29 protein-coding genes are annotated in these 25,103 nt (G+C 73.4%); 6 read left to right on the top strand and 23 right to left on the bottom strand.

Annotated elements, in window-relative coordinates; translation table 11 throughout:
* Nucleotides 1-8: 8 nt before the first annotated feature.
* Nucleotides 9-602 carry a Uma2 family endonuclease gene (locus ACFV1W_RS04500; RefSeq protein ID WP_380413033.1) on the bottom strand — a complete coding sequence of 198 codons (594 nt, stop codon included), beginning with the start codon at nt 600-602 and terminating at the stop codon, nt 9-11.
* Nucleotides 603-749: 147 nt separating this feature from the next.
* Here ACFV1W_RS04500 and ACFV1W_RS04495 point away from each other — a divergent pair, with 147 nt between their 5' ends.
* A complete protein-coding gene (locus tag ACFV1W_RS04495; RefSeq protein WP_380413031.1) occupies nt 750-1,442 on the top strand; it encodes an RraA family protein in 693 nt (230 codons plus the stop codon).
* A gap of 5 nt (nt 1,443-1,447) precedes the next feature.
* Here ACFV1W_RS04495 and ACFV1W_RS04490 read toward each other — a convergent pair whose 3' ends face one another.
* The 4 genes from ACFV1W_RS04490 to ACFV1W_RS04475 all read right to left on the bottom strand — a co-directional run bounded on the left by ACFV1W_RS04490 (nt 1,448) and on the right by ACFV1W_RS04475 (nt 6,038).
* Nucleotides 1,448-1,936, bottom strand: coding sequence for a GNAT family N-acetyltransferase (locus ACFV1W_RS04490; RefSeq protein ID WP_380413029.1), 489 nt, complete (start codon nt 1,934-1,936; stop codon nt 1,448-1,450).
* A gap of 67 nt (nt 1,937-2,003) precedes the next feature.
* Nucleotides 2,004-2,981, bottom strand: a complete 978-nt coding sequence (locus ACFV1W_RS04485) for an SGNH/GDSL hydrolase family protein (RefSeq protein WP_380413028.1) — start codon at nt 2,979-2,981, stop codon at nt 2,004-2,006.
* A 187-nt stretch (nt 2,982-3,168) separates the two neighbouring features.
* Entirely contained in the window at nt 3,169-4,527 is a 1,359-nt protein-coding gene (locus ACFV1W_RS04480) for a TerD family protein (protein WP_380413166.1), read from the bottom strand.
* A 236-nt stretch (nt 4,528-4,763) separates the two neighbouring features.
* Nucleotides 4,764-6,038, bottom strand: a complete 1,275-nt coding sequence (locus ACFV1W_RS04475; RefSeq protein WP_380413026.1) for a hypothetical protein — start codon at nt 6,036-6,038, stop codon at nt 4,764-4,766.
* A 329-nt stretch (nt 6,039-6,367) separates the two neighbouring features.
* Here ACFV1W_RS04475 and ACFV1W_RS04470 point away from each other — a divergent pair, with 329 nt between their 5' ends.
* The gene (locus ACFV1W_RS04470; protein WP_380413024.1) at nt 6,368-6,868 is read left to right on the top strand and encodes an SsgA family sporulation/cell division regulator; all 501 of its coding nucleotides are present in this window, start codon (nt 6,368-6,370) and stop codon (nt 6,866-6,868) included.
* Here ACFV1W_RS04470 and ACFV1W_RS04465 read toward each other — a convergent pair.
* The 3 genes from ACFV1W_RS04465 to ACFV1W_RS04455 form a co-directional block, all read right to left on the bottom strand.
* Nucleotides 6,787-8,349 carry a GAF domain-containing protein gene (locus ACFV1W_RS04465; protein WP_380413022.1) on the bottom strand — a complete coding sequence of 521 codons (1,563 nt, stop codon included), beginning with the start codon at nt 8,347-8,349 and terminating at the stop codon, nt 6,787-6,789. The genes ACFV1W_RS04470 and ACFV1W_RS04465 overlap by 82 nt on opposite strands.
* 162 nt (nt 8,350-8,511) lie before the next feature.
* Entirely contained in the window at nt 8,512-9,600 is a 1,089-nt protein-coding gene (locus ACFV1W_RS04460; protein ID WP_380413020.1) for a M56 family metallopeptidase, read from the bottom strand.
* Nucleotides 9,600-9,992 (bottom strand): BlaI/MecI/CopY family transcriptional regulator, encoded by a 393-nt coding sequence (locus ACFV1W_RS04455; protein ID WP_380413018.1) that lies wholly within the window; start codon nt 9,990-9,992, stop codon nt 9,600-9,602. The genes ACFV1W_RS04460 and ACFV1W_RS04455 overlap by 1 nt, the downstream gene beginning before the upstream one ends.
* A gap of 185 nt (nt 9,993-10,177) precedes the next feature.
* On the opposite strand from ACFV1W_RS04455, the gene ACFV1W_RS04450 reads away from it, so the two are divergent.
* The 3 genes from ACFV1W_RS04450 (at nt 10,178) to ACFV1W_RS04440 (ending at nt 12,200) form a co-directional block, all read left to right on the top strand.
* Nucleotides 10,178-10,843, top strand: a complete 666-nt coding sequence (locus ACFV1W_RS04450; protein ID WP_380413164.1) for a DedA family protein — start codon at nt 10,178-10,180, stop codon at nt 10,841-10,843.
* Nucleotides 10,843-11,511 carry a phosphatase PAP2 family protein gene (locus tag ACFV1W_RS04445; RefSeq protein WP_380413016.1) on the top strand — a complete coding sequence of 223 codons (669 nt, stop codon included), beginning with the start codon at nt 10,843-10,845 and terminating at the stop codon, nt 11,509-11,511. Before ACFV1W_RS04450 ends, ACFV1W_RS04445 begins: the two co-directional genes overlap by 1 nt.
* Before the next feature lie 173 nt (nt 11,512-11,684).
* Nucleotides 11,685-12,200: a pyridoxamine 5'-phosphate oxidase family protein gene (locus tag ACFV1W_RS04440; RefSeq protein WP_380413014.1), complete on the top strand. Its 516-nt coding sequence runs from the start codon at nt 11,685-11,687 to the stop codon at nt 12,198-12,200.
* On the opposite strand, the gene ACFV1W_RS04435 is transcribed toward ACFV1W_RS04440, so the two are convergent.
* The 14 genes from ACFV1W_RS04435 to ACFV1W_RS04370 all read right to left on the bottom strand — a co-directional run bounded on the left by ACFV1W_RS04435 (nt 12,197) and on the right by ACFV1W_RS04370 (nt 22,277).
* Nucleotides 12,197-12,739, bottom strand: a complete 543-nt coding sequence (locus tag ACFV1W_RS04435) for a hypothetical protein (RefSeq protein ID WP_380413013.1) — start codon at nt 12,737-12,739, stop codon at nt 12,197-12,199. The genes ACFV1W_RS04440 and ACFV1W_RS04435 overlap by 4 nt on opposite strands.
* Before the next feature lie 50 nt (nt 12,740-12,789).
* The gene (locus tag ACFV1W_RS04430) at nt 12,790-13,008 is read right to left on the bottom strand and encodes a hypothetical protein (RefSeq protein WP_380413011.1); all 219 of its coding nucleotides are present in this window, start codon (nt 13,006-13,008) and stop codon (nt 12,790-12,792) included.
* Nucleotides 13,009-13,085: 77 nt separating this feature from the next.
* Nucleotides 13,086-13,415 (bottom strand): WXG100 family type VII secretion target, encoded by a 330-nt coding sequence (locus ACFV1W_RS04425; RefSeq protein ID WP_380413009.1) that lies wholly within the window; start codon nt 13,413-13,415, stop codon nt 13,086-13,088.
* A 94-nt stretch (nt 13,416-13,509) separates the two neighbouring features.
* Nucleotides 13,510-14,091 carry a hypothetical protein gene (locus ACFV1W_RS04420; RefSeq protein WP_380413007.1) on the bottom strand — a complete coding sequence of 194 codons (582 nt, stop codon included), beginning with the start codon at nt 14,089-14,091 and terminating at the stop codon, nt 13,510-13,512.
* Nucleotides 14,088-14,765 carry a hypothetical protein gene (locus tag ACFV1W_RS04415; protein WP_380413005.1) on the bottom strand — a complete coding sequence of 226 codons (678 nt, stop codon included), beginning with the start codon at nt 14,763-14,765 and terminating at the stop codon, nt 14,088-14,090. Before ACFV1W_RS04415 ends, ACFV1W_RS04420 begins: the two co-directional genes overlap by 4 nt.
* Nucleotides 14,755-16,083 carry a putative T7SS-secreted protein gene (locus ACFV1W_RS04410; protein WP_380413003.1) on the bottom strand — a complete coding sequence of 443 codons (1,329 nt, stop codon included), beginning with the start codon at nt 16,081-16,083 and terminating at the stop codon, nt 14,755-14,757. The genes ACFV1W_RS04415 and ACFV1W_RS04410 overlap by 11 nt, the downstream gene beginning before the upstream one ends.
* Nucleotides 16,080-16,379, bottom strand: a complete 300-nt coding sequence (locus tag ACFV1W_RS04405; RefSeq protein WP_380413001.1) for a hypothetical protein — start codon at nt 16,377-16,379, stop codon at nt 16,080-16,082. Before ACFV1W_RS04405 ends, ACFV1W_RS04410 begins: the two co-directional genes overlap by 4 nt.
* Nucleotides 16,380-16,494: 115 nt before the next feature.
* Entirely contained in the window at nt 16,495-16,986 is a 492-nt protein-coding gene (locus ACFV1W_RS04400; RefSeq protein WP_380412999.1) for a hypothetical protein, read from the bottom strand.
* Nucleotides 16,987-17,074: 88 nt separating this feature from the next.
* Nucleotides 17,075-17,395 (bottom strand): DMT family transporter, encoded by a 321-nt coding sequence (locus ACFV1W_RS04395; protein ID WP_380412997.1) that lies wholly within the window; start codon nt 17,393-17,395, stop codon nt 17,075-17,077.
* Nucleotides 17,396-17,402: 7 nt separating this feature from the next.
* Nucleotides 17,403-18,110 carry an HAD family hydrolase gene (locus tag ACFV1W_RS04390; protein ID WP_380412995.1) on the bottom strand — a complete coding sequence of 236 codons (708 nt, stop codon included), beginning with the start codon at nt 18,108-18,110 and terminating at the stop codon, nt 17,403-17,405.
* 45 nt (nt 18,111-18,155) lie between these two features.
* The gene (locus ACFV1W_RS04385) at nt 18,156-19,253 is read right to left on the bottom strand and encodes an ABC transporter ATP-binding protein (protein WP_380412993.1); all 1,098 of its coding nucleotides are present in this window, start codon (nt 19,251-19,253) and stop codon (nt 18,156-18,158) included.
* 31 nt (nt 19,254-19,284) lie between these two features.
* Nucleotides 19,285-20,094 carry an ABC transporter permease gene (locus ACFV1W_RS04380; protein ID WP_380413163.1) on the bottom strand — a complete coding sequence of 270 codons (810 nt, stop codon included), beginning with the start codon at nt 20,092-20,094 and terminating at the stop codon, nt 19,285-19,287.
* The gene (locus ACFV1W_RS04375; protein ID WP_380412992.1) at nt 20,094-21,098 is read right to left on the bottom strand and encodes an ABC transporter permease; all 1,005 of its coding nucleotides are present in this window, start codon (nt 21,096-21,098) and stop codon (nt 20,094-20,096) included. Before ACFV1W_RS04375 ends, ACFV1W_RS04380 begins: the two co-directional genes overlap by 1 nt.
* A gap of 6 nt (nt 21,099-21,104) precedes the next feature.
* Nucleotides 21,105-22,277 carry an ABC transporter substrate-binding protein gene (locus ACFV1W_RS04370; protein ID WP_380412990.1) on the bottom strand — a complete coding sequence of 391 codons (1,173 nt, stop codon included), beginning with the start codon at nt 22,275-22,277 and terminating at the stop codon, nt 21,105-21,107.
* 342 nt (nt 22,278-22,619) lie between these two features.
* Between ACFV1W_RS04370 and ACFV1W_RS04365 the strand changes: the two genes are divergently transcribed.
* Nucleotides 22,620-23,414: a GntR family transcriptional regulator gene (locus ACFV1W_RS04365; RefSeq protein WP_380412988.1), complete on the top strand. Its 795-nt coding sequence runs from the start codon at nt 22,620-22,622 to the stop codon at nt 23,412-23,414.
* 22 nt (nt 23,415-23,436) lie between these two features.
* On the opposite strand, the gene ACFV1W_RS04360 is transcribed toward ACFV1W_RS04365, so the two are convergent.
* Nucleotides 23,437-25,011 carry a phosphonate degradation HD-domain oxygenase gene (locus ACFV1W_RS04360; RefSeq protein WP_380412986.1) on the bottom strand — a complete coding sequence of 525 codons (1,575 nt, stop codon included), beginning with the start codon at nt 25,009-25,011 and terminating at the stop codon, nt 23,437-23,439.
* Nucleotides 25,012-25,103 lie beyond the last annotated feature (92 nt).

The raw sequence follows: 25,103 nt of genomic DNA, 5'->3' as shown, positions 1-25,103 counted from the left end.
GGCGCTGCTCAGAGGAAGTCCTTGGTGTCCAATTCGAGTTCGAAGGGCGCGGGCAGAGCGAGAGGTTCACCGAAGGCGGCCAGGTGGACTTCGGTGTACTCATCCCGGTGGGGTTTGCCGAACAGGCTGATCTGGGACTTCTCACGGTCGACGAGCAGGTAGAGCGGGATGCCGGCCCGTGCGTAGCAGTGCCGCTTGGCGACGCGGTCCTGGTCGGGCTTGGTCGAGGTGACCTCGGCGACCATGGCGATGCCGTCGGGTTCCATCCAGGACGGAGCACCACGGAAGAGCCGGAGACTTCTCGGGGCGAAGGTGGCGTCCGGGACGACGTGGTTCTTCGGGCAGAGGCCGCCACTGATCAGGCGGAGGCCCTTGCTGCCGGACACTTGCATGTGAACCTTGGACTTTGCCTTCACCTGGTCGATCAGCAGGTCGATGTAGTCCTCGTGATCGCCGTCCGGCGGTGGTGCCACGATGATCTCTCCCTCGATGAGCTCAGCCCGGAAGCCTTCGGGGGAGTGCAGGCTCAGGAAGCTCTCCAGCAGGATGTCGGCCTGCGATGGAGAGTTCGTGATCGGTTGCTCATGCGCCACAGCACTCATGATGCCCCTCCTTCGGATGGGCGTCACGCTATTCGCGGTCGGGTCCGGATGTGCAGTACACGGTGGGCTTTCACTCGACGGTGTGAGTTTGAGCCCGGCGTAGGATTCCGGTGCTGGTCAACTGGGCCCTCGGTGAAAGGAGTTGGGATGCTGAAGCAGTTCGAGGGGTTGTCCACGCCGCTGGTGGCGGATGCCTGCGTGCGGCTCGGGGCGGGGTTGCGGGCGGCGCCGGTGGGGGTGGGGGCGGTGACCGCCGGGGCGCGGGTGGCGGGGCGGGCGCTGCCGGTGCGGCACTACGGGAGCGTGGACGTGTTCCTGGAGGCGTACGGGGCGGCGCGGGACGGGGACGTCCTGGTGATCGACAACGGCGGGCGGACGGACGAGGCCTGCATCGGGGACCTCGCGGTGCTGGAGGCGCGGGCCGCCGGGGTGGCCGGGATCGTGGTGTGGGGCCTGCACCGGGACACGCCGGAGCTGGTGGAGATCGGGCTGCCGGTGTTCAGCTACGGCGCGCTGCCGCTGGGGCCGCTGCGGCTGGACGGGCGGGAGCCGGAGGCGCTGGTGTCGGCGCGGGTCGGCCCGCACCTGGTGACCGCCGAGGACGTGGTGTTCGCCGACGCGGACGGGGTGCTGTTCGTGCCCGCCGACCGCGTCGGGGAGGTGCTGGAGACCGCCGCCGCGATCGCCCGGACCGAGCGCGCCCAGGCCGGGCGGATCGCGGCCGGGGACACGCTGCGCGAGCAGACCAGGTTCGAGGAGTACCTGGAGCGGCGCGCGGCCCGTCCGGACTACAGCTTCCGGCAGCACCTGCGCACGGTCGGCGGAGCGATCGAGGAGTAGGGCCGCTACAGCGGGCGGTGCATGACGTGCAGGCCGACGTAGCCGTCCACCGGGTGGTGGAAGGCCTCGGGAACGGTGCCGACGATCTCGAAGCCCAGTGACCGGTAGAGCTTGACGGCGTGGTGGTTGTTGGCGACCACCGCGTTGAACTGCATGGCGCGGAAGCCGGCTTGGCGGGCCCAGTCGAGGGTGTACTCGACGAGGGCCCGCCCGACGCCCTTGCCGTGGTGCGCCGGGTCGACCATGTAGCTGGCGCTGGCCACGTGCGCGCCGTTGCCGGGGCGGTTGCGGTTCATGGTGGCGGTGCCGAGGACCGCGCCGTCCTCGTCGACGGCGACCACCGTGCGGTCGGGGGCGGAGTGCATCCACCACTCCCGACCGAGCTCGGAGGGCATGTCGAGGGGGTAGGGGAAGGTCTCGCCGGCGGCGACGATGGTTCGGAAGAACGGCCAGATGGCCGACCAGTCCTCGGGGGTGGCTTCGCGGATGTGCATCGGAACAGGATGATCGCGAACGCGCGGTCCGGCCAGTGGTTTTCCGGTGCCCGCCGAGGGGCGCGGGTCAGCTGCCGAGGACGGTGCCCTCGACCTGGCGGGCGGCGAAGGCCTGGCCCTTGGCGTTGGGGTGCACCACGGCGTACTTGACGGGGACGACGCTGGTCAGCACGCCGTCCAGCCAGTGGTCGGCGTCGCAGACGCTGTGCCCGGCGGAGCCGGAGTAGAGGTCGACGTAGGTGTCCTGCCGGGCCGAGGCCGCCTGCTCGATGACCCGGTTGAGCGGCTCCAGGACGCGGGTGCGGGCCCAGTCGAGGTCGCCGGCGGTGAAGGTGGCGAACTGCAGCAGGTCGCCGTACTGGCAGAGGCGGGCGTTCTCGGGGATCAGGTGCGGGTACCCGACGGTGACGATCCGGGCGGACGGGGCCTTCGCCTGCAGTGCGCCGAGCATGGTGTCGTAGGTGTTGCGCAACTCGTCGAACCTGCCGGACAGCTGGGCGTCGTACCTGTCCTTGCAGGGTGCGCCCAGGCCGAGGTGGGCGGCGCCGAGTTCGATGCAGTCCTTGAGGATGTCGGCGAAGCCGAGGTCGTTGCCGCCGATGGCGACGGTGATCACCCGGGTGTCCGGGTCGACGGCGTCGACCTGCGGCGGGACGGGCGGGTAGGGGGCGTTGGGATCGGTGCCGAGCGGCGGCAGCGGGCGGCCGAGCGGGCTCTGCTTGTTCGCGTAGACGTCCGGGGTGGTGGCGCCGCTGCAGCTGACGTCGCGCAGGTCCGCCAGGGAGCCCAGGTCGCGGCGGATGATCTCGGGGTACGAGCCGGCCGTGCGGGCGCAGCCGTCCTGGGGCTCGGTCAGGTCGCCGGTGGCCTCGATGACGCCCGCGGTGTAGGAGTCGCCGAGGGCGGCCCACCGCAGCGCGCCGACGCGGGGGGCGGGCTTCGTGGCGGGATTGGTGGCGGCCCGGGCGGCGGTGGGGGCGATCAGCCCGGCGGTGAGGGCGACGGCGGTGCCGGCGACGGCGAGGCGGGACGGGAAGCGGCGCACGGTCTCTCCTCAGCGGTGGAAGGGGAGAGCGCTCTTCACCCCCCTGAGAGTCAATCGAGTCGATCCATGGACGACTTGATGCCCCAGGGGGGTGAATTCGCGGTCGCCGCACTGACGTTGGGTTCAGCGGAGGGCGGCCTCGGAGAAGACCGGTGTCAGCGGAGGGCGACGTCGGAGAAGACCGGTGTCAGAGGAGGGCGGCGGAGGGCTCGATCATCGCCCGGGCCGTCTTGCCGTCGACGAACTCGCCGAGTGCCGTCATCTCCCACTCGCCGGAGGGGCGCCGGACCAGCTTGCACATCACCACGCCGGTGCGCGGCTCGGACTGGGTGAGGTCGAAGCGGACCAGTTCCTCCTCGGTGCGGACGTCCACCAGGCGGCAGTAGGCGTTGCGCAACTCGGTGAACTTCTGGCCGGAGAAGGAGTTGACCACGAACACCAGCGCGTGGACCTCGGCCGGCAGGCCCTCAAGGTGGACGGTGATCGCCTCGTCGTCGCCGCCGTCACCGCCGACCAGGTTGTCACCGGAGTGGGCGATCGCGCCGTCGAAGATGGTCAGCTTCATGAACCAGGCCGTCTCCAGGCGCTGGTGCCGCGAGTCGAAGGCGAGGCAGGAGGCGTCCAGATCGATGTCCCGGCCGCGGGCGGCGGACTCCCAGCCGAGGGCCATCCGGACGGAGGAGAGGAAGGGGCGACCGTTCTTCACCAGGGAGACGGAGCTTCCCTTGACCAGGCTGACCCGTCCCTTGTCCAGGGTGACCTTGGGGCGGTCGGCGGGTGCCGGGGCGGCCTCGGCGGCCGGGGCCGGCGGCGTGGTGGGAGTGGCGGGCATCGACGGGACGGTGGCCAGGGCGATGCGGGGGTCGACCGGGGGCGTCGGCGGTACCGGAGGGACCGGCGGCAGCGGCGGGGTCGGCGGCGCCGGCGGGACGGGCGGAGCGGGCTCGGCCTCGGCGGTGGAGTGGATCTGGACGGTCGGCGCGCTCGGCGAGGCCGGGGCAGGGATCGGGGCGGGGGCCGCGGCCGGAGCCGGCTGCGGCGCCGGAGCGGGGGAGTCGTCGACGGTGACGCCGAAGTCGGTGGCGATGCCCGCCAGGCCGTCGGCGTAGCCCTGGCCGACGGCGCGCACCTTCCAGACGCCGTTCCGCCGGTAGACCTCGACCACGATGAGCGCGGTCTCCAGGCCCAGCCGGGGCGGGGTGAAGGTGATCAGCACCTCGCCGCTGTCGGCGTCCCGGAGGGTGGCAGTGGGCTCCATCCCGGCGAAGGTGGCGGACTGGTCGGCCGGGCTGGCGGTGATCACGACCTTGCTGATGTCGGCCGGGACGGCCGGCGTGTCGACGGTGATCGCGTCCGGCGCTCCGCCGCCGGCCGGGCGGAGGCTGACGCCGGGCCCGTGCGGGGCGTTGAAGAAGACGAAGTCGGCGTCCGATCGAACCTTGCCGGCGTCGGTCAGCAGCAGGCCGGAGACGTCCAGCGCCTTGGGCGCGGTGACCTCGACGGTCACCCGCGCGGCGGTCAGCGGTGCGTTGCCGCCTTGGGTCAGGACGGTGGACAAGGCTCCTCCTCGGGTGCGGAACGACGGCCCGGGACGGGGCCGGTGAGGCGCCGGGCCGGGTGCTGCCCACAGTAACGAACGTGGGTGCGGGGATGAGCCCGGTGAGCTGCCTGATCGTCGGACGGTCCGACGGTTTCCGGGAGCTGCTTGGCGGACCGGGAGATCTGATCAGGCGATCGGAGCGGCGGATCGGAGCCAGGGGTCGCCGACCGGCCGACGGGCGGTCAGCTGCCGTGGTGCGCCGGGCGCCGGGCGGGCTGCGGGAGCAGTGGGCCGAAGCCGCCGAGGGCGGCGACCGCCCGAGGGTGGTCGATGCCGAAGGCGGAGGCGTTCCAGGTCTCCTGCGGGCCCGGCTTGCGCACCGGACCGACCTGGTCGGCCGGGCGGGCGCCGCGCACCACGAAGGCGTAGTGGCCGGGCTTCACGTCGGTGCCGGGCGGGGTGGTGAAGCGGTAGACCAGGGTGCCGCGTTCCTGCTGGGTGGTCACCACAGCGCCCGGCAGGTCGGTCCAGGCGGCGCCGCTACCGGGGGCCAACTCGCCCGGGGTGAGCCGGAATTCGGCCTGCAGCGCGGTGACCGGCTCGGCCACGGTGAGGTCGAGTGCGTGCCGGAGGCCGTCGCGTCCGACCGCGGCGGTCAGGCCGGCACCGGTCAGGGCCTGGTCGGCCTCCGGGGTGGAGCCGTCGGCCTCGGGGGCGCCGGTCGCGGGCACGTCGCTGCCGGGGACGTCGCTGGTGGGTCCGTCGGTGCCGGGGGCGTCGGTGGCGGGCGGCGGCAGCGGGCGGCCGGGCGCGGGGAAGGCGGGACCGGGCCGGGCCGGGATGGTCGACTGGAGCCCGGGCGGGTGCGGGGACTGTCCGGTGTCGGTCTGCCCGGCGCCGGCCTGTGCCGCGCCGGCCTGTGCCGAGTCGGGTTTCCCGGCGGAAGGGGCGAACGGCTGGGGAGGCGTGGACGGCTGGGCCGAGGGCGAGGCCCCGGCGCCCGGCTGCCCGCCCGTCCCGGTGCCGTTGCCGGGACCCCCGGTCGAGGACCGGGGGTCCTGCCCGGAGGAGGCCTGGCCGCCGGTCGACGGCGTGACCGGGACGGCCGTCCCCGCCCGCGGTCCGCCCGGGGGCGTGGCCGCGGCGTTCGCCGGGCCGGACGGGTGGGCCGAGGCGTGCCCGGGGGCCTTCGGGCCGTGCGGACGGCCGGAGGGCGGCGCGGGCGTGCCGGTGGTCCGGTCGGAGGCCGCTTCGGCCTGGCCGGTTGCGCCGGGGCTGGGCGGCGGAGTGGTGCCGACCCGGGCGACACCGGCCCGCCGGCCGATGCCCTGCTGCTCGTTCAGCAGGAGGGTGGTGGCGATGCTGATGCCGACGACGGTGGACATCGCCATCGCGGCGCCGGAGAAGCGGAGGGTGGGCAGCCGGAGCCGGCCGCCGAACGGGCGTGGCCGACCGTGCCGACCCTGCCGTGCGGGCTCGTGCTGCACGTCCCGCGCGGTCTCCCCACGCACAGCCACCGGACCCCTCCCTCCCCGAAGTCGCCGTCGCGTCACCGTATTCTCCCACGCACCGGGGACGGGCCCGGATCCGGCCGTCCGGGACCGGCCCGCCGCGGGCCCGCGTCGGGAGGGGGAGAGCGTACCAGCGGGTGGCCGGAGGGCGGACGAAATTGCTCGGTTTTCCGGAAATCCGTTCGACGGGCGGAAGTTGACGGTCCGTCTGGCAGACAGGGCCGGAATCGGTCGCGCCCGGAGGAGGGTTGTTGCAACCCCCTTGCAACCCTTGCCCGCCCGGCGGCGGGTGGCGCAGGCTGATGGCATCCCGCGCCGTTCCCGGAGAGACCGTCATGCCGCCCGACCCGCTGTCCGCAGCCTCCAGTGCCCCCCTCGCCGCCACCCCCACGGGCGGCGATGGGGGCGGCTCCACCGCCGCTCCGGCGGCGGTGGAGGAGGTGCTGGTACTGCGGATCTCGCTGGGCGACGAAGTGGTCGGCGAGGTGCGCACCCGGTTCCGCTTCGACGCCGCGCGCCCCTACGAGGTGCTGCTGACCTTCCATCCGGGGCGTCCGGACGAGGCGGACTGGGTGTTCTCCCGCGACCTGCTGCGCGACGGCCTGCAGACGCTGAGCGGTCAGGGCGACGTCAAGCTGTGGCCGGCGTACTGCCCCTGCCACGGCTCGACGCTGCACCTGGCGCTCGAATCCCCGCACGGCAGTGCCCTGTTGGAGGCCTCCAAGCCCCGGGTGCAGGCCTGGCTGGACCGCACCTACGCGGTGGTCCCGGTCGAGCAGGAGCGCGACTGCGGCCCCACCGATGCCCAGCTGGCCGCACTGCTCGCGGACGGCTGACCCCCGGGCTCTTCGTTCGTACGCGGCGAGGGCAGGGCAGAGGGCGGCGGAGGGGGCAGGGTCGCCGCGGCGCCCGGCAGCCGTACCCGGTCCGCCGCCAGCTCCGCCCGCAGCCGCCGTACGGCCGGCGCGGTGGAGGCGGGCAGCAGGTCGTACGGGTCCTCCGGCCCCTGCACGGTGACCAGCACCGAGTCGGCGAAGCGGTACGGCCGGTGGGCCAGCAGGCCGCCCAGGTAGCGGCGCAGCCGGGACAGCTCGGCCCGGACCGTCACCGTCCGCCCGGCGTCGCCGAACAGTGCCTCGGCGAGCTGCGCCGCGGTGCTGCCCTCGCGGGTGGTGGCGAGCAGCAGCAGCAGTTCGGCGTGGCGCGGGCTGACCGGGTGCGACCAGCTGTCGGCCGCGCCGCGGACGGACAGTTCGGCGCGGTCCGGCCTGCGCAGGTCGAGCAGGAGCCGGGCGCCCTCGGCCTGTTCGGCGCTCACCGTGCCGGAGCCGTCCGTTCCGGGCGGGCGGACCGGGCGCACCAGCCAGCCGTCCGCGAGCGGCTCCAGCACGCACTCGCCGAGCCCCGGCACCCAGTGCACGGCGGCCGGGGCCCAGCCCTCGCTGGGGATGCGGAGCCGGCTGGGCGGCGGCAGCCCGGCGGAGGCGGCCGTCCAGCCGGCCGCGTCCACCACGAGGGCCGGACCGCCGACCCGGGCGAGCAGCGGGGCGGCCAGGGTGCGCAGCTGGTTGAGCGCCTCCAGCCGGTGGGCGCGCAGTTCGGTCTCGGCGAGCCGGGCGGCGGTGGCGGTGAGCTGGAGCAGGTACGGGCGGACGTTGTGGGCCGGGCCGCTGAGGTTGATCGCGCCGACCAGCCGTCCGGTGGCCGGGTCGTGCACGGGCGCGGCGACGCAGGTCCAGGTGTGGTGGCTGCGCAGGTAGTGCTCGGCGGAGTGGACGTGCATCGGGCGCTGGGTGCGCAGCGCGACCGCGATGCCGTTGGTGCCGACGCTCTCCTCGATCCAGCGGGCGCCGGTGACGAAGCCGATCCGGTCGGCGCTGCGGCGCAGGCCGCGTTCGCCCTCCTGCCAGAGCACGTGGCCCTCGGCGTCGGCGATGGCGAGGATCAGCGGCGTCTGACCGACCGGCCCGAGCAGGGTCTCGCGCAGCACCGGCATGACGTTGTCGAGCCCGCTGGACCGGCGGCGCTGCTCCAGCTCGGCGGGGCCGAGCAGGACGGCGGCCGCGCCGGTGTCGGGGTCGAGGCCGAGGCGGCGCAGCCGGGCCCAGGAGTCGCCGATCTCGGGGCGGGGTTCGAGCAGGCCCGGCCCGTTCGGGCCGCCTGGTCCTCCGGGCCGGCCGGGTTCGCCGGTCTCGGGAAAGGCGAGTTCGCGGGCGGCGGCGTCGGCGAGGGTGCGCTCATGCACCTTGGCCAGCTCCGCCGCGGTCGGCGGGACGCGGCGCTCTGGTCGTCGGGACTGCCGTCCGGTCTGCCGCACTCGTGTTGCTCCTCGCCGCCGTTCGAGGACGCGCCGGGGTCGACGCGCTGACGAAAGCGTACGGGTGCGGTGGGCGTGTGGGGATGGGGTCTGCCAAGTCCGCGTACCGCCCGGTACGGAAACCGTTCCGAGGTGCACCGGCCCTCCGCTCGCCGCGGCTTCCTAGCGGGACGCGCCCGGTTCGTGCTGGGCGGCCTCGACGGTGCGGTGCAGGTCGGCGGTGGCCTCCAGGGTGGCGCCGGTGGTCAGCGCCAGGCAGGCGGCCAGGGCCAGGGCGACGGCGCGCAGCCGGGTGGCCGGGGTGCCGGAGGGGCGGGGCTCCAGCAGGGCGGCGACCCGGCGCGGGACCGGGCCGGAGTGCGCGGCGGCGACCAGCCGGGGCCGGGCCGGCCAGGGCGAACGGCTGGCGGCGAGGGCGGCCCGGCCGACCGCGCGGGCGGTCACGGCGCGGTCGCCGACCCGGGCCGCGGCCACCTCGTCGGCCCAGCGCTCCAGGTGGTACCCGAGGGGCGCGCGCAGCGGGCGAAGCGCGGGGTGGAGAGCGGCGGCGTGCTCGGCGAGGGCGAGGAAGACGTGGTGGCGGCCGGTCAGGTGGGCGCGTTCGTGGGCGAGCAGGGCGGACCGCTCGGGGCCGCTGAGGGCGCGCAGCATCCCGGAGGTGACCACGATCCGGCCGGGCTCGCCGGTCCGTCCGGGGCGGCGCAGGCGGCCGGGGAGGGCGAAGGCGTCGGCGTGCTCGTCGTCCAGCACGGTGAGCTGGTACCCGGTGGGCGGCCGCAACCGGGCCAGCGGCGACCGGAGCCACCGGGGAGCGCGTGCGCGGCGCACAGAGGCGCGCAGGGGGCGCATGTCCGGATGCTGGTCACCGGCGGCGTCGCCCGGGTGCGGAGCGGCAGCGGGCAGTGCGGCCCGGGCTGCCCGCAGTTCCAGCCGGCGGCGGTGGGCGGTCCGCACTGCCAGCGCGGCGAGTGCGGCGAGCACCAGGCCGGCCAGTGCGGCGGCGAACGGGGCACTGGGCGCGGCGGAGGTGAGCCAGGGCTGCGAGAGGTGGCCGAGGGCGGCGACCGGGGGGAGCTGGAGGAGCCCGGCGGTGGTGAGCAGGCCCAGCGAACAGAGGATGCCGCCGGCCAGGACGGTGGCGGTGCCGGCCAGCAGCCAGGCGGCGGCCCGGGGCGACAGCGCCTCGGCGAGGCGGCGGGCCAGCGGGCCGGCGAGGAAGGGCAGCAGCAGCGGCACCCAGACGGCGAGCATCACGGTGCGCCCGCCGATCCCGGTCCGCCGTCGCCGAGCAGTTCGCGCAGCAGCTGTTCGTCCTCGGCGGAGAGGTCGGAGACGAAGCGGGCGAGCACGGTGGAGCGGTCGGCCTCGCGGCCGAGCTCGGTGTGCATCCGGCGGGCGGCGAGGCCGGCCGTGTCCTGGACGGTCGGGGTGTACGCGTAGGCACGGCCGGCCCGGGTGCGCTCGACCGTCCCCTTGTCGTGCAGCCGGGCCAGGATCGTCGCGATGGTCGTGCGGGCGAGGTCCCCGCCGAGCGCCGTCTGGACGTCCTGCGGCGTCATCGGCTGCCGGGCGGACCAGAGGGCGGCCAGCACCTCGGCCTCCAGCTCCCCGGCGGGCCGGCGGGCGGACGGTACGTCGGACATGGCGGCGCTTCCTCCAGCTTTCGTCTACAGTCATGTAGACCGTCTACGTCACTGTAGACGGTCCTGGGCGGGTTCCGCGGCGAACCGCGGTGAAAGCCGCCCCCCAACGTACGGGAGGTCCGCCAGCCTTGCCTCAGTTCCCTGCCGACCCGGCCGCTCACCTCGCGATGGGCCCGCCCCTCGCGATGGGCCCGCACCTCGCGGCTGCCGCCCACCTCGCGGTGAACCCGCTGGACGCGTCCTCGCTGCTCGCCGCCTTCGGCGCGCTCGGCATCGCCGTGGTGCTGTTCGCCGAGACCGGCCTCCTGGTGGGATTCTTCCTGCCCGGGGACTCGCTGCTGTTCACCGCGGGCCTGCTCTGCGTCCCCGGCGCCACCAAGGGCCCGCAGCTGCACCTGTGGCAGGTGCTGCCCGCCGCCCTGGTCGGCGCGCTCGCCGGGGCCCAGGTCGGCTACCTGATCGGCCGCCGCGGCGGGCGGGCGCTGCTGGGCCGCACCAGGCGCAAGAGCCTGCTGGAGGGCGTCCAGCGGGCCGAGGAGCTGCTGGCCAGGTACGGGCACGGCAAGGCGATCGTGCTCGCCCGGTTCATCCCGGTGGTCCGGACGGTGCTGAACCCGCTCTGCGGCGTGCTCGAAGTGCCGGTTCGCTCGTTCACCGTCTGGCAGGTGGCCGGGGGCGTGGTCTGGACCGTCGGCGTGGTGCTGGCCGGGTACGGGCTCGGATCCTCGATACCCGGCATCGACCAATATCTGCTGCCGATCATCGGTCTGGTAGTAGTTGTCTCCGTGCTCCCCATTGTTCTCGAACTGTTCCGCGCCCGTAAGGCGCGCCGTCACGGAGGTGACGTGTGATGTCCTCTCGGGCCCTGGCCGTCTACGACGGCAGCGGGATCGACGGCAGCCTCTACACCCGGGTCAACGGGTGGGCGCAGTCGGCCCCGCACTGGCTGGACGACGTGATCAAGGTCTGGTCGGCGATCGGCCTCGGGCTGTTCGCGCTCTTCATGCTCCTCGCCTGGTGGCGGGCGCGCGGCGCCGACTCCGCGGTGATGGCCAAGGTGCTGGCCTCCCCGGTGATCGTGGTCGTCGCGTACGGCGTCAACTCCGTCCTCAAGAACATGGTCGAGGAGGTCCGGCCGTGCGCGCAGATCCCCGGCAGCGTCTCGTTGGAGACCTGCCCCGGCGCGACCAGCGGTGACTGGTCCTTCCCGAGCAACCATTCGGTGATCGCCTTCGCCGCCGCCATCTCGCTCTGGTTCGTCAGCCGTCGGCTCGGCGCCGTCGCCACCGTCTTCGCGGTGCTGATGGCCGCCTCCCGGGTCTGGGTCGGCGTGCACTACCCGCACGACGTGGCGGTCGGCGCGCTCGTCGGCACCCTGGTCGCGCTGGTGCTCGCCCCGCTGGCCGGGCGCTGCGGGCCGCTGGTGGACCGGATGCGCTCCGGCGCGCTGCGCCCGCTGCTGGGCCCCGGCGCGGTGCCGGTGGTGACCCGCGGGTACGCCTCGCACCGGGCGCGGTAGTGCCCATCGCGGTGGCGCCCATTTCGTGAGCGGCCTCCCCCTTGTCCGGGTTCGGACGGCGGGTGGAGCATGTGAGCCGGGCGTGGGGCCCCTGACCGGGGCCCGCCCGGCTCAGTCGTTCTCAGACGCGCTCGGGGCGCGGAGGCACCGGGCGCCGGCGGAGGGAGTGCCGAATGCCGTACCGACTCGACATCACGCAGGGGGACTGGCCGGCCGACCTGCTGCACAAGGGCGTCGAGGGCCTGCTCGCCGAAGCCATGGTGCTCACCCTCGCCACCGCAGGCCACGAGCACGGACCGCACGCCAACCTGGCCTTCTTCGCCCACGACGACGACCTCGTCCTCTACTTCGTCAGCGAGCGCTCCACCCGGCACAGCCACCACCTCGCCGAAGAGGCCCGGGCCGCCGCCACCGTCTTCCTGCCGCCGCCCGTCTTCGGCGAACAGCTGCGCGGGCTGCAGCTGACCGGCAGCGCGGGCGAGGCCTGGGGCCGGCAGGCCGTGGCGGCGCTGGTGGCCTACCAGGGGCGCTACCCCTCCTTCGCGCAGGACGAGGAGACCCGGCGGCAGTACCTCACCGGGGGCGGGGCGGCGGCGCTGTACCGCTTCCAGGTCGAGGAGCTGACGGCGGTCGACGAGCCGAACTTCGGGCGCCGCAACTACCTGCGGGCCCGGGTGGTGCGAGGTTAGCCCTGCCCGATGACCGTGCCCCGCCGGAACGGCACCCGGCGCGGGCGGCCGTTGCGGACCACGAGCGCTCCGAGGCCGGCGACCGCGGCCATCAGGACGGCGGCCAGGGCGGCGGCGATCGCCAGGTCCTGCGAGAAGTCGATGTCGTCCGGGGCCGTCGTGGCCGCGACACCCTCCGGGTCACAGCGGACCAGCAGCCGGTCGCCGACCGCGTGCGCGTGGAGGTTCCCGTACACCGTGCCGTTGGGGATCGGCACCCCGAGCTCGCCGACCAGGTCGTACGTCGAGTTCGGATGCTTGTCCTGGGGGTGGTCGTGGACGGCGGCGACCCGCGCGGTGACGGTCACCCCACGGGCGCCGAGGATCACCGCGTCCCGGGCCGAGACCGCCTCCCCGATCGCACCGCCCCCCAGCGCGACCGAGACGATCGCCACCCAGCAGCCCACCGGGCCCAGCAACCGGACCAACCCGACGATCCGGGCGACCCCGACCACCAGCCCGAGCAGCCACGCCGTGCCGGACCCCACGTACGTGCTCACCGCCACCACCCCGAACGTCCCCGCCGGCACGGCCGTCACCAGCGCGGCCGTCAGCGCGACCGTCCCGTGTTTGGTTCTCGGCCGTCCTTGCCGCCGTAGTACCGGGCCCAGAATTTGCCGAAGGCGTCGATCGCGGGGCCGTGGTTGTTGGCGACAGCGGCGGCGGCCTGGTTGGTGGGGGCGGTGACGTTGTCGATGGCGGTGGCCATCGCCTCCCACGCGTCGGCCACCGTGCGCAGCTTGTCCGGGTCGGCGTCCGGCCACCACATGCCGGTACCTTCTGGACGGCCTTCGCGGCCGCGGACTCACCCATGCGTCGCCCCCGACCGGCGGGGAATGCCGGTCGTCAGGTGAGGTCCTTCCGGGCCTTGTTGTCCGCGTCGGTGTGGTTGTCGGCGTGCGCGACCAGGCCGTCGTGGATGCTGGCGAGTCCCTGGACCAGGACATCGAGCCCGGAGAGCACCTTGTCGTGCGGGCCGTTGTAGGCCGCCGCGAACTCGTTGCCCTGTTTGTCGCTGCCCCACGGACTGCCCGCGTCGGCGAGGCTGTGCCTGAGCTTGTCGAGCGCCTCCTTGAGCGCCTTGCTCTGGTTCTCGAAGGTCGGCGCGGCGTCCTTCAGCTGTCCCGGCCGGATCTTGAACTCCGGGCCGCCTGCTTTTGCTGCGTCATCGCCCATGGCGTCATCCCCCGTACTGTCCGTTCATCAGATAGCGCGAAGGGCAGGACAGCGGGACAGCCGACGGAGTTTCAGACAGGCGATGTGACGTGGGTCATGGCCGGCCGGCGTGGAGGCCGACGCCGACGATCGTGGCGGAGGAGGTGAGCAGGACGGCGGCGGCCCAGAAGAGGTCGGTGCTGAGGTCGATCTCGTCGGGGCGCTTGGGGCGGGCTGTGCCGTCGGGGTCGATGCGGACGGTGACCTGGTCGCCGATCCGCAGGGCCTGGTTGCGCTGGTTGAGGCGGCCGCCGGGGACGGGGGCGCCGTTGTCGGTCACCAGGCTGTAGTCCCAGGAGGGGTCGCGGTTGCCGGGGGTGCGCTCCACTTCGACGACCCGGGCGGTCACCGTGGGACCGGCGCTCAGCACCACGTCATCGCGCACGTTGCCCGTCGCTGCCGCCGCGACGAGCAGCGCGAGCGGGGCGATCAGGGCCGCGAGGCACCCGAGTGTGCGGCCGGCCAGGCGGCCGAGGCCGGTCGACAGGACGGCGGTGCCGAGCACCAGGGCGCCCAGACCGGCCAGCCAGCCGTACGCCCCGTAGGCGGCGGAGAGGCCGACGATCGACAGTGGGGCGGCGAGCGTGAGGGCGATGGTCAGCGGGATCGACCCGCGGCGGGGAGCGGTGACTGTCATCCGAAGGCCTTACGGATGGTGTCCCACTGCTCGGGCGGGAGGTGGTCGAGGCTCTCGTCCCGGGGCGGGTGGAAGGCGATGCCGCGGAAGGCGGTGGCCAGCAGGGGGAGCCACTCGTCCCAGTGGTCGATGTCCTCGGTGGTGAAGACGGCGGCGACCACGTGCGGGCTCCACGGGTACGGGATCAGCAGCTCCAGCTGGCGCACGGTGCTGACGGTGGGATCCGGCACGCCCCACACCGCGCCGGGGACCGGGACGGTCAACTCCCGAGCGGCGAGGGCGGCGCGGCCGATCGGCAGCTCCACCACGCCGACGTCGGCGTCCGGCCACGCCGCAGCCAACTCCTCGGCGGCGCGGTCGGCGTAGGTGCCGCGCGGGCCGAGCTCTTGCGGGCGGACGAAGACGGCGAGCATGCCGTGGATCGGATCGCCGTCCTCGGCGCGGACCAGGCAGCTGGACAGATGGACTGCGCCCTCGCGCAGTTGGGCCTGGAGGGCGGTCTCCGCGGCGATCACCGCGCTGAGCTTCTGCTCGGGGATGGTGTTCGGGAAGAGCGCGTCCAGGCTCTCGGCGGCGTGAGCCATCCGGTCGCCGACGTCCTCGTCCAGGTCGACGGTGGTGAAGCCCGCGGGCAGGGTCAGCCACAGTGCGGGGAAGGTGGTCTCAACGGGCATAGCCGGTCGCCCATCCCGTCACGCCGATCAGGTTGCCGAGGGCGGACACCGTGCCGACGACGGCGTTGGCCTTGCCGCCGCCGCCGAACGCGAGGCCGACCGAACCAACGACGTTGTTGGCTCCGGTGGTGTTGTTGACCGCACTGTCGAGGTCGTCGCTCGGGTCGGCCTGGGTGAGGGCGTACGCGGTTGGGGCGTTGAGCCCGGCGGTGGTGGCGGCCTGGACGCCGTCGGCGACGTCCATCGCGGTGGCCTTGGAGAGCCCGAGCTTGATCGCTGGCTTCTCAATCGCGGTGGTGAAGACCGGGTTGGCCGGGTCGACCGCGCGGGCGGCGGCACGGACCTCGGTCGTTCCGGCAGCGAGGGCCCCGCGTACGCCGGAACCGGCGGCACTCGCCTCCCGGACGGCGGTAGCGCCCTTGGCAGCGACGCCCACCCCGGGGATCGCGCCCAGCACATCGCCGCCCAGGGTCAGCCAGTTGCCGATGTTCTTCTGCGGTGGCCACAGCTTGCCCTCGGCGGCGAACTTGGTTCCGTGCGCAAGTGCTGCCGCGCCGCTCAGCAGGATGGCCGGCAGGGCGAAGGCGGGGAAGAAGATCGCCGCGACGCCGCAGACGCCCGCGGCCACCGTGAGCAGGTCGGCGCCGTGGTCCTTCAGCCAGGTGCCGACCCGGCTGAGCACGCCCGGCTCCGGTGGGGCCTTGCTGTCGGCGGCCTTGCGGATGGCGGCGGCGGTCCTGCGGGCGTCGGACCTGTGGTGCTCGGCGAGTTCGTGGGCCTGGCTCCGGAGACCGGTGAGGGTGGTGGTGGCGCTCGTGAGGAGCTCGGCGGCGGCGTCGAGGTGGCTCTTGGCGGCGTTGTAGCGCTGTTCGGCGGCGGCGAGGGAGGCGTCGTCGGCGAAGCTCTTGCCAGCCAGGGCCAGGTCGGGGGCGGCGGCCGCGGTGCGGTGGGCCTGTTCGGCCTGGTTCTTGCTCTGCTTGGCGGTGACCGCGGCGCGGGCCAACTCGGCGGCCCTGGGCTGGTGTTCGGTGATCGCCTGGTACCAGACGTCGAGGGCCTGGTAGGCGGCCGTGATCGAGTCGGCGGCGTCCTGGAGGTAGCCGGGGAGCTTGCCGAACCGGGCGGCGAAGGCCTTGGCGGCGTCGCCGGTCCACTGGCCCCGGTCGCCGGAGATCTGGGCCAGCGTGGTGTGGACGCCGGCGAGGTGCTGGGAGACACGGCGCAGGCTGCTGCTGAGGCCGGCCACGGCGGCGGGGTCGCCCGGGGTGGGATTGAAGCCGAGGCCGGACCAGTCGGGCGCGGGCGTGGGGGTGGTCATGACTGCCCCCGCGCGGGGGTGAGGGCCTTGGCGATGTCCCGCTCGGTGCCCGCGTAGGACTGCTGCACCTTCTCCAGGCCCTCGTCGAGGACCTTGACGCATTGTCGGACCTTCTTGAGGCCGTACTCCCACTTCTCCTGGAAGTGCTTGCCGGCGTCCTCCAGGAAGTCGAAGCCGAGCCCGTCGCGGCTCGCCTCCCTGAGCGCCTTCAGCCCCTGGTCGAGCTCGTCCCCGCAGCCCTTGAGGTCCTTGGCGAGCTTGGCGAGGAATTCGGGACTGACCGTGAAATCGGCCACTTTCTCCCCCGGTGCGTCGGGTGTCGGACCGGCCGAGCATAACCCCGTTCGGTACGTGGGCGATCCGTGCTCCGGGGGCACTCACACTTGCGGGGGAGGAAGTGGCCGGGGTGGGTCAACGGCGCCAGAAGCCGCGCTTCTTCGGGGCGACGAGCTGCACCACCGAGGCGACGAAGAGGTCGGCGACGGGGGAGGGGCCGGGGCCGTGGTTGAGGTGGCTCTCGGTGGTCCACTCGCCGAGGACGGTGCCGGGGCTGCCGTCGAACGGGTTGATCGCGTGCTCCAGGGTCAGGTACCGGACGGCCGTGGCGCCCTTGGGCAGGACGGAGGCGCAGAAGTAGGCCTCGGTGGTGCCGGCCGGGGTGGGCAGGGTGATCAGGAGCAGGCGGGTGCCGTCGACCTCGACGTGACGGCAGTCGAGGCCGTGACTGGGCAGCCGGTCCTCGGGCGGCAGCGTTTCGCCGAAGCTGTCCCAGAGCTGGGTGAAGGCGGGTGCAAGGCTGCCGCCGTTCGGCGCCGGGCTGGTCACCTGGGCGCCGAACTGCAGCAGTTGACGCGGGAGTTCGCGGTGCGCGAAGCGGTAGTGGTGCGGACGCGGGTTCGTCATGGGGACACGGTAGCGAACGGGCCGGGCCGGGGCGTCGGTGCGTCCGACGACCCCAGCCCGGCCCGTGCCCAACAGAACTGACGGACCGTCAGTGACTTCCCTTGAGGTTGAGCACGACCACCCCCACGATGATCAGCGCGATCCCCAGGATCTGCAGTCTGCCCAGCGACTCGCCGAAGGCGACCACGCCGATCCCGGCGACCGCCGCCGTCCCGGCCCCCGACCAGACCGCGTACGCGACCGAGACCGGGACGTGCTTGAGCGCGCGGCCGAGCAGGAAGAAGGACAGCGCGTAGCCGATGCCCACCCCCAGGCTGGGCCAGAGGCGGGTGAACCCCTCGGTGAGTTTGAGGCAGCTGGTGGCGCAGACCTCGCTCAGTATGGCGAGGGCGAGAAGGACGTAGGGCATGTCGCTGTCAAACGGCCGGGGCGGCGCAGAGCTTCCCCAGCAGTGCGAGGTCGGCCCGTTCCAGGCTGTCCAGCAGGGTGATCCGGTCGCCGCCGGGCATCGGAACGGCGGTGGACGGCACGGCGAGCACCGCGCAGCCGGCCGCGGCGGCGGAGGCGACCCCGGTCGGGGTGTCCTCGACGGCGACGCAGGCGGCAGGGTCCAGGCCGAGCCGCTCGGCGGCGGCCAGGTACGGGTCCGGGGCGGGCTTGGTGCGGGCGGTGTCCTCGGCGGCCAGGGTGACGGCGAACCAGTCGCGGCCGATGGAGGACAGGACGAGGTCCACCACCTGGCGCGGCGAGGCGGAGACCAGCGCGGTGGGCACCCGGGCCTCGCGCAGGGCGGCCAGCAGGGCGAGCGCGCCGGGGCGGGGCACCGTCTCGGCGGCGACCTTGCCGGCGAAGGACTCGCCCAGCCGGGCGGCGAGTTCGGCCTCGGGGCGGGCGGTGCCGCTGACCCTGTGCAGGTGGGCGGCGGTGTGCTCGACGGCCTGGCCGAGCACCTCCGGGGCGTCCCGGTCGGTGAGCGGGTGGTCCAGTTCCTCGGCGAGTTCGGCGGCGGCCTGCCACCACAGCTGCTCGGTGTCGACCAGGGTGCCGTCCATGTCGAAGAGGACGGCGGACGGGAGTGCGGAGGAGGGTGGCACGGCGGATTCGGGCAGTACGGATTCAGGCATGGCGGTACCTTCGGTGGTTCTTGGGTCGGTGCGGGGAAGAGGTTCTCAGGCGGCGCGGTGGTCCACCAACACCGGGCGCTCCGGCAGCGTGAGCGCGGCGCGGGAGCCAGCCGGCAGGGCGGCGGCGGCCTCGGTGGGCAGGTCGGCCTTGACCTCGGTGCCGTCGTCCAGGCGGACGGTGAGCCGGGTGACGGCGCCCAGGAAGGACGCGGTGACCACCAGCGCGGGTCCGGTCCCGTCCGGGCTGAGCAGGACGTTCTCCGGGCGGACCAGCACCTGCAGCTCGCCGTCGGCCGGGACCTCGCCGTCGACCGTGTACCGGCGGCCGAGCACCTCGACGCCGTCCGAGGCGCGGATGCACGGGATGCGGCTCATGGTGCCGACGAACTCGGCGACGAAGGCGGTGGCCGGCCGGCCGTACAGCTCGGACGGGGTGGCGCACTGCTCCAGCCGCCCGGCCCGCAGCACGGCGACCCGGTCGGCCATCGACAGCGCCTCCTCCTGGTCGTGGGTGACGAACAGGGTGGTGATGCCCAGCTCCTGCTGGAGGCGGCGGATCTCCTCGCGCAGCTGGAGGCGGACCTTGGCGTCCAGCGCGGACAGCGGCTCGTCCAGCAGCAGCACGCGCGGCTGCAGGGCGAGCGCGCGGGCGAGTGCGATGCGCTGCTGCTGGCCGCCGGACATCTGGTGCGGGTAGTGCTCGGCGCGGTGCGGCAGGCCGACCAGCTCCAGCAGTTCCTGGGCGCGCTTGCGGCGCTCGGCCTTGCCGGTGCCGCGCATCCGCAGCCCGAAGGCGACGTTGTCCAGCGCGGTCAGGTGCGGGAAGAGACTGTACGACTGGAACACCATGCCCGCGTCGCGCTTGTGGGCGGGGATCGCGGTGATGTCCTGGCCGTCGACCAGCACCTCGCCGGAGTCGTGCTGCTCGAAGCCGGCCAGGATGCGCAGCGCGGTGGTCTTGCCGCAGCCGGACGGGCCGAGCAGGGCGAGCAGTTCACCGGGCCGGACGGTCAGGTCCAGGCCGTCGAGGGCGGTGGTGGCGCCGAACGCGCGGCGCAGCGAGCGGAACTCGACGGTGGCGCTGCCCGAGGTGCTTCCGGGGGCGAGCGGGGCGCCGTTCGCGAGGGCGGTGGCCGTGGTCATGGCTGGTAACTCCTGGAGAACGTGGGGTGGTTCAGGACCGGGTGGCCTTGCGGCCGCGGCCGACGGCGGACATCAGCAGCAGGACGAGCCAGACGATCAGCAGGCTGAGCATCGAGACCGCGACGGACATCTGGCCGTCGCTCTTGCCGTTGGAGTTGATCCACACCGAGAAGGGGGTGAAGCCGAGGATGGAGGCGGTGGTGAACTCGCCGAGCACCAGGGCGACGGTGAGCACGGCGGCGTTCAGCAGCGAGCTGCGCAGGTTGGGCAGGACGACGGTGAACACCGCGCGCAGCCAGCCGGCCCCGCAGTTGCGGGCGGCCTCGACCAGGGTGACCATGTCCACGCCGCGCAGGCCTGCGTCGATCGCCCGGTGGGCGAACGGCAGCGCCATCAGCACGTACGCGATGACCAGGACGGCCGGGAAGTCCGGGTCCTGGATGGCCACGACGGTCTGGAAGAACGGCGTGTCCTGGAGGTAGTCCGGGCCCCAGCGCAGCACGCCGATGATGCCGGTGGTGAGTGCGACGACCGGGACGACCAGCGGCATCGAGCACATGACCTCGATCACCGGGCGCAGCTTGGGCGCGCCGAGCCGGGCGGCGAGCACCGCCGGGACGAGCAGGAGCAGCAGCGCCACCACGGTGACGGCGGCCAGTTCGAGGCTCAGCACCAGGCTGTCGGTGAAGCCGGGGGCGTTCAGCAGCTCGGTGTAGGCGCGGAAGGTGGTCCCGCCCTTGTTGTCGTCGACGCTGAACCACAGCGAGGCGGCCATCGGCACCGCGAAGTAGATCCCGCAGATCAGCAGGACCAGGCCGCGGCCGAAACGGATGCGATCGATCAGGCGAGCCACTTGGCACTCCGGCGCTGAAGGGGCAGGTACAGGGCCATCACCAGGCAGGCGACCACGATCATGTCGAGGCCGAGGGCGAGGGCGAGGTTGCCCTGGCCGACCAGGACGTTGCCGGACAGCGCGTCGCCGATCTGCATCGAGATCAGCGGCACCGAACTGCCCACCATGGCCTCGGCGGTGGCGTACGCGGCGAAGGAGGCGCCGAACAGCAGCACGAAGCCGCCGAGCAGCGAGGGCAGCAGGACGGGCAGGGCCACGTGCCGCCAGTACTGCAGCGAGGTGGCGCCGTTGTTGGACGCGGCCTCCCGCCACTGGGACTTCAGGCCCTCCAGGGCCGGCGTGATGGTGATGACCATCAGCGGTACCAGGAAGTAGAGGTAGACCACCGACAGGCCGGAGAAGGTGTAGAGGCTCCAGCCGTGCTCGGTCAGGCCGAGCTTCTTGGTCACCTCGCCGGAGTTGCCGAGGGTGGCGACGAACATGAAGGCCAGCGGGACGCCGCCGAAGTTGGCGAGCACGCCGGAGGCGGACATCACGGCCTCGCGGAAGGCCCGGAACCGGGAGGTCGCCACGGCCTGGGCCAGCGGCAGGCCGACCACGGTGGCGATCAGCGCGGTCAGCAGGGAGAGCTTCACGCTGCCCCACAGGGCCGTCCAGTAGGCGCCCTGGAGGGAGCCGGTGAGGTTGCCGGTGGTGAAGGTGCCGCCGCCGTCGGGGGCGTCGGAGGAGGTGGTGAAGGCGCCGATCGCGATCGCGACGGCGGGCAGGCCGAAGCCGATCACGAAGAAGAGGATCAGCGGGAGGGCGGCGAGCCAGGCGCGGCCGCCGCCGGCCCGGCGCCGGGCCGGGCGGGGGGCCTCGGCCGTGGTCGTCCCGGCGGACGCCGTGGCCGTGGCCGGGGCGAGGGTGGGGGAGGGGGCGGGGCCGGGGGCGCCCCCGCCGCTCTGGGCGGCGGAGGCGGGGGCCGGCACCGGGGTGGGAGCCGTGGTCATCTCAGGTCAGCCCGCGATCGCCTTGGCCCAGTTCCCGGTCACGACCTTCTTGGCCGCGTCCGTCTGGTCCTGGGTCGGGAAGGTGGTGAAGGGCTTCTCGACGGTCGGCAGCTTGGCGGCGGCGGTCGTGTCCAGGGTGCCGGCGGTCTTCATGGCGTCGAACAGGGCGGGGGTGGCGTAGCCGCCGAGGAAGCCGTTCTGGCCCTGGGCGCTGTAGAGGTACTCCTCCCACAGGCGCGCGGCGGCCGGGTGCGGGGCGTCCTTGTTGATCGCCTGGTTGTAGTACTGGGCGTAGGAGCCGTCCGAGGGGATGGCCACCTGCCAGTCGATGCCCTTGTCCTTGAACTTGTCGCTGTAGCCGGCGTTCAGGTACGACCAGTCGATGCTGATCGGGGTCTCGCCCTTCTCGATGGTCGCCGGGGTCACCTCGACCGGGTTGAAGTTGCCGGCCTGCTTGACCTTGCCGAAGAAGTCGATGCCGGGCTGGATGTTGTCCAGCGACCCGCCGTTGGCGAGCGCGGCCGCGTAGACGGCGCCGAAGGCGGCACCGGCCTTGGTCGGGTTGCCGTTCAGGGCGACCATGCCCTTGTAGTCGGGCTTGAGCAGGTCGGCGAAGGTCTTCGGGCAGACGGACACCTTCTTGGCGTCGCAGCCGATCGACATGTAGCCGCCGTAGTCGTTGTAGCTCAGCCCGCCGGCGTCCTTCATGGTGGCCGGGATCTTGTCGAAGTCGGTCACCTTGTAGGGGGCGAGCAGGCCCTGCTTGCCGGCGCTGATCGCGAAGGCCGAGCCGAGGTCGACGACGTCGGGGGCGCGGTCCTGGCCCTTGCGGGAGGTGATCGCGTTGATCTCGTCCTGGCTGGAGCCGTCGGGGTTCTCGTCCTCGATGTCGATGCCGTACTTCGCCTTGAAGTCGTCCATCAGCTTGCCGTAGTTCGCCCAGTCGCGGGGCAGCGTGACGACGTGCAGCTTGCCCTCCTTCTTGGCGGCGGCGACCAGCGCGTCCATGCCGCCGAAGTCGGCGACCGAGGTGGCGGTCGTGGCGCTCTTGCCGCCCGCGAGGCCGTTGCTGCCGGCCTTCGCGGCGGAGGAGCCGGCGGAACCGCAGGCGGTGAGGGACAGCGCGGCGGCGGTCAGGACGGCCGCGAAGGCGGCGGAGCGGGCGCGGTGCAGGGACACGGGTCAGTCTCCTGAGACGGGGGAACTGCAAGCGGGTGTCTTGAACGGGGGATCAAAACGGGGGATCAGACGGGTGGCGGGGTCCGGAGACGTCCGAGAAGAGTTCGGAATCGTCCGAGTTGACTAGCCAACTTCGCTGACGGGGGTAAGTAACCCGAAGTTCGGTGACGGGAAGGTGAACGGACGGCCCAGAACCGGGGTCGGCTGTCGGAACGGTGGAATCCGGCCATCGGAGCGTGATCCGTTCGGTGCGATGCTCGAACTGCGCAGCGGGATAAGGTCGGGCTGTCCGCGCCGGTACGGCTGCGCAGGACACCGCCCCTGGAGGGACAATTGAGTGACGTGGCAGTAGAGCCCGGGCGCCCCGTCGAGCGTGCGACCGGCGAGCGTGCGACCGGCGCCCTGTACCGCAAGGTCGCCGCCGATCTGCGCGAGGCCATCACCACCGGCGCGTACGGCGAGGCGGGCCGGCTGCCCGCCGAGGGCGCGCTCGCCGAGCAGTACGGGGTCTCCCGCGGCACCGTCCGCCAGGCGCTCGCCGTGCTGCGCTCCGACGGGCTGGTCACCTCCCGCCGCGGCACCCGGCGGGTGGTGCTCGGCGGCGCCCGGGTGCAGAGCTTCTCCGAACTGCTCAGCTTCACCCACTGGGCGTACTCGATGGGCGAGGAGCCCGGCGGCATCCTGGACTCCCTGGTGCGCCGCCCGGCCGACGCCGCCGAGCGCGAGCAGCTGCGCCTGGAGCCGGGTGCCGAGGTTTACGTCACGGTCCGGCTGCGGACCCTGTCCGGCACACCGGTGATGGTCGAGCGCACCATCTACCCGCCGCGGGTCGGCGAGATCGTCGCCGAACTTCCCCCGGACGTGGTCTCCCACACCGAGGTGCTGCGCGAGCACGGCATCCTGTTCACCGACGCCGACCACACCATCGACATCGTCGCGGCCAACGCCGAGGACGCCCGGCTGCTCGGCTGCCGCCGGGGCGGCCCGCTGCTGCGCGAGCGGCGGCGTACGACTGACCCGACCGGCACGCCGGTGGAGTGGTCCCAGGACCGCTACCTGCCCGGGACGGTGGCCTTCAGCGTGCACAACTCGCTGGCCACGTCGGCGCTTTCGCGGCACGCCCGGGAGCTGGACTGAGGCCTCGCTCCCGGGCGTCCGGTCACTTCATCAGGGCCGCGAGCAGTGGGCGGTAGTGGTCGAAGGCGGGCGTGGCCGCGTTCGGTTGCTTGGCCTGCTCATCCCAGCGGCGGACGGCCACCGCGTCGGCGGCTCCCGGGAGCCGGGCGAAGGCGGCGGCCTCGCGGTGGTCCATCGGGCCGCCCTGGACGGTGAGGGTGTACTCGGAGGCCTCGGAGAGCCCGGCGCGGTAGCCGGGTTCCACGGCGCACAGGTAGCGCTTGGCGGCCACGTGCAGCCGGACCGGCTCGGTGACCTCCGGGCCGAACCAGCGGGCCAGCCAGTCGGCGCCGCTGTCGCTGTGGTGGTTGTCCTGCCCGCGCATCAGGTCCCGCCCGTGCAGGGCGCCCTGGAAGTGGCCGACATCGTGCAGCAGTGCGGCGGCGATCAGGTGGTCGGGGGCTCCGGCGGCCTCGGCGGCGGCCGCGGCCTGGAGCATGTGCTCCGCCATGGTGACCGCCTCGCCCAGGTACTCCCCGGCGCCCTCGCCCGCGAACAGCTCGGCCAGCTCGTCCAGGGCGGCGGTGCGACGGTGCAGCACGGCGAGGGTGCTGTGCAGGGCGTCCAGGTCGGTGTAGCAGCCCTGGAGGTGGCGCCGGCCGTCCTGCTCGAAGGCGGTACGGGCGTGCAGCAGGCGGGTGTTGTCGAAGATCAGGCAGTCGCCGGGGGCCAGGCGGAAGGTGAGCCGGAGCCCGGGGCGCAGGGTGATCGCGGCGAAGCGGCGGTAGGCGGTGTAGAAGGCCTCGGGGTTGGTTCCCCGCAGGGTGCCGATCGAGCGATTGTTGAAGCGGACCTCGCGGATCCGGCCGAGCGGGTCCACGTCGATCAGCGGGCGGTCGGCACGCAGTTCGGTGCGGCGGTCGCGGAAGACGAAGGGGACGGGGGTCCGGGTGAGGGTCGCGAAGTCCTCGGGGGCTTCGTCGCGGAGGATCGCTGCCGCCTTGAAGCCGTCGACCAGGCCCGAGTCGCCGCCGGTCGCCGAGTTCTCCAGGCAGTGCAGCAGCTGGAGAGTGGGGACCGGGTCCCGGTACGGGTTGTCGGTGTGCGGGGCGATGGCCTTGTCCGTGAACGCGAGGTTGTTCGGGTCGGGCTCGACCCGGACGTCGAACAGCTCGCCGTAGTTGGTGACCCGGACGTAGCCGAAGCTCTCGGCCACCCTCAGCACCTGGCGCTCGGCTGTCGGCACCCCGCGCAGCAGCGCGAAGCCGCTGCGCCGCACGGCGGCGAGGACGGCGGCCTGCTCGGCGGGGTCGGTGAGGTACGCCTCCCAGTCGGCCTCGGGGATGCCGCGCGCGAAGTCGGCGGCCGTCCACAGCCGCTTGCCCTGCTCGGTGCGCCCGTCGCCCTCGTCCGTCCCGTCGAGCCAGGCGGGGGGATAACGGGAGCGGTGCCCGTCGGACCAGAGGACCTCCAGGTTGCCGTCGAGCTCCTTGCTCGCGGCGATGGCGAGGTCGGGCGGCAGGCCGTCGATCTGGAACAGCTTCTGCCCGTTGCGCGGGTCCCGGCATTCGACGCAGGGGCAGTTGTCGCGCAGCCAGAACGGCGGCAGCTCGGTCACGGGTCTCCTCCTGGGATGAGTTGTATAGCCAACTTCACCTCTCGAATGGAGCTTGCCGCTCCCTGGTGAGTTCCGCGTGCCGGCCGGATGAA

The organism is Kitasatospora sp. NPDC059648, assembly GCF_042734825.1.
In the GTDB taxonomy this organism is placed as follows: Bacteria; Actinomycetota; Actinomycetes; order Streptomycetales; family Streptomycetaceae; genus Kitasatospora.
Note: the sequence above shows the minus strand (reverse complement) of the source record. Positions and strands in the feature narration are given on the sequence as shown.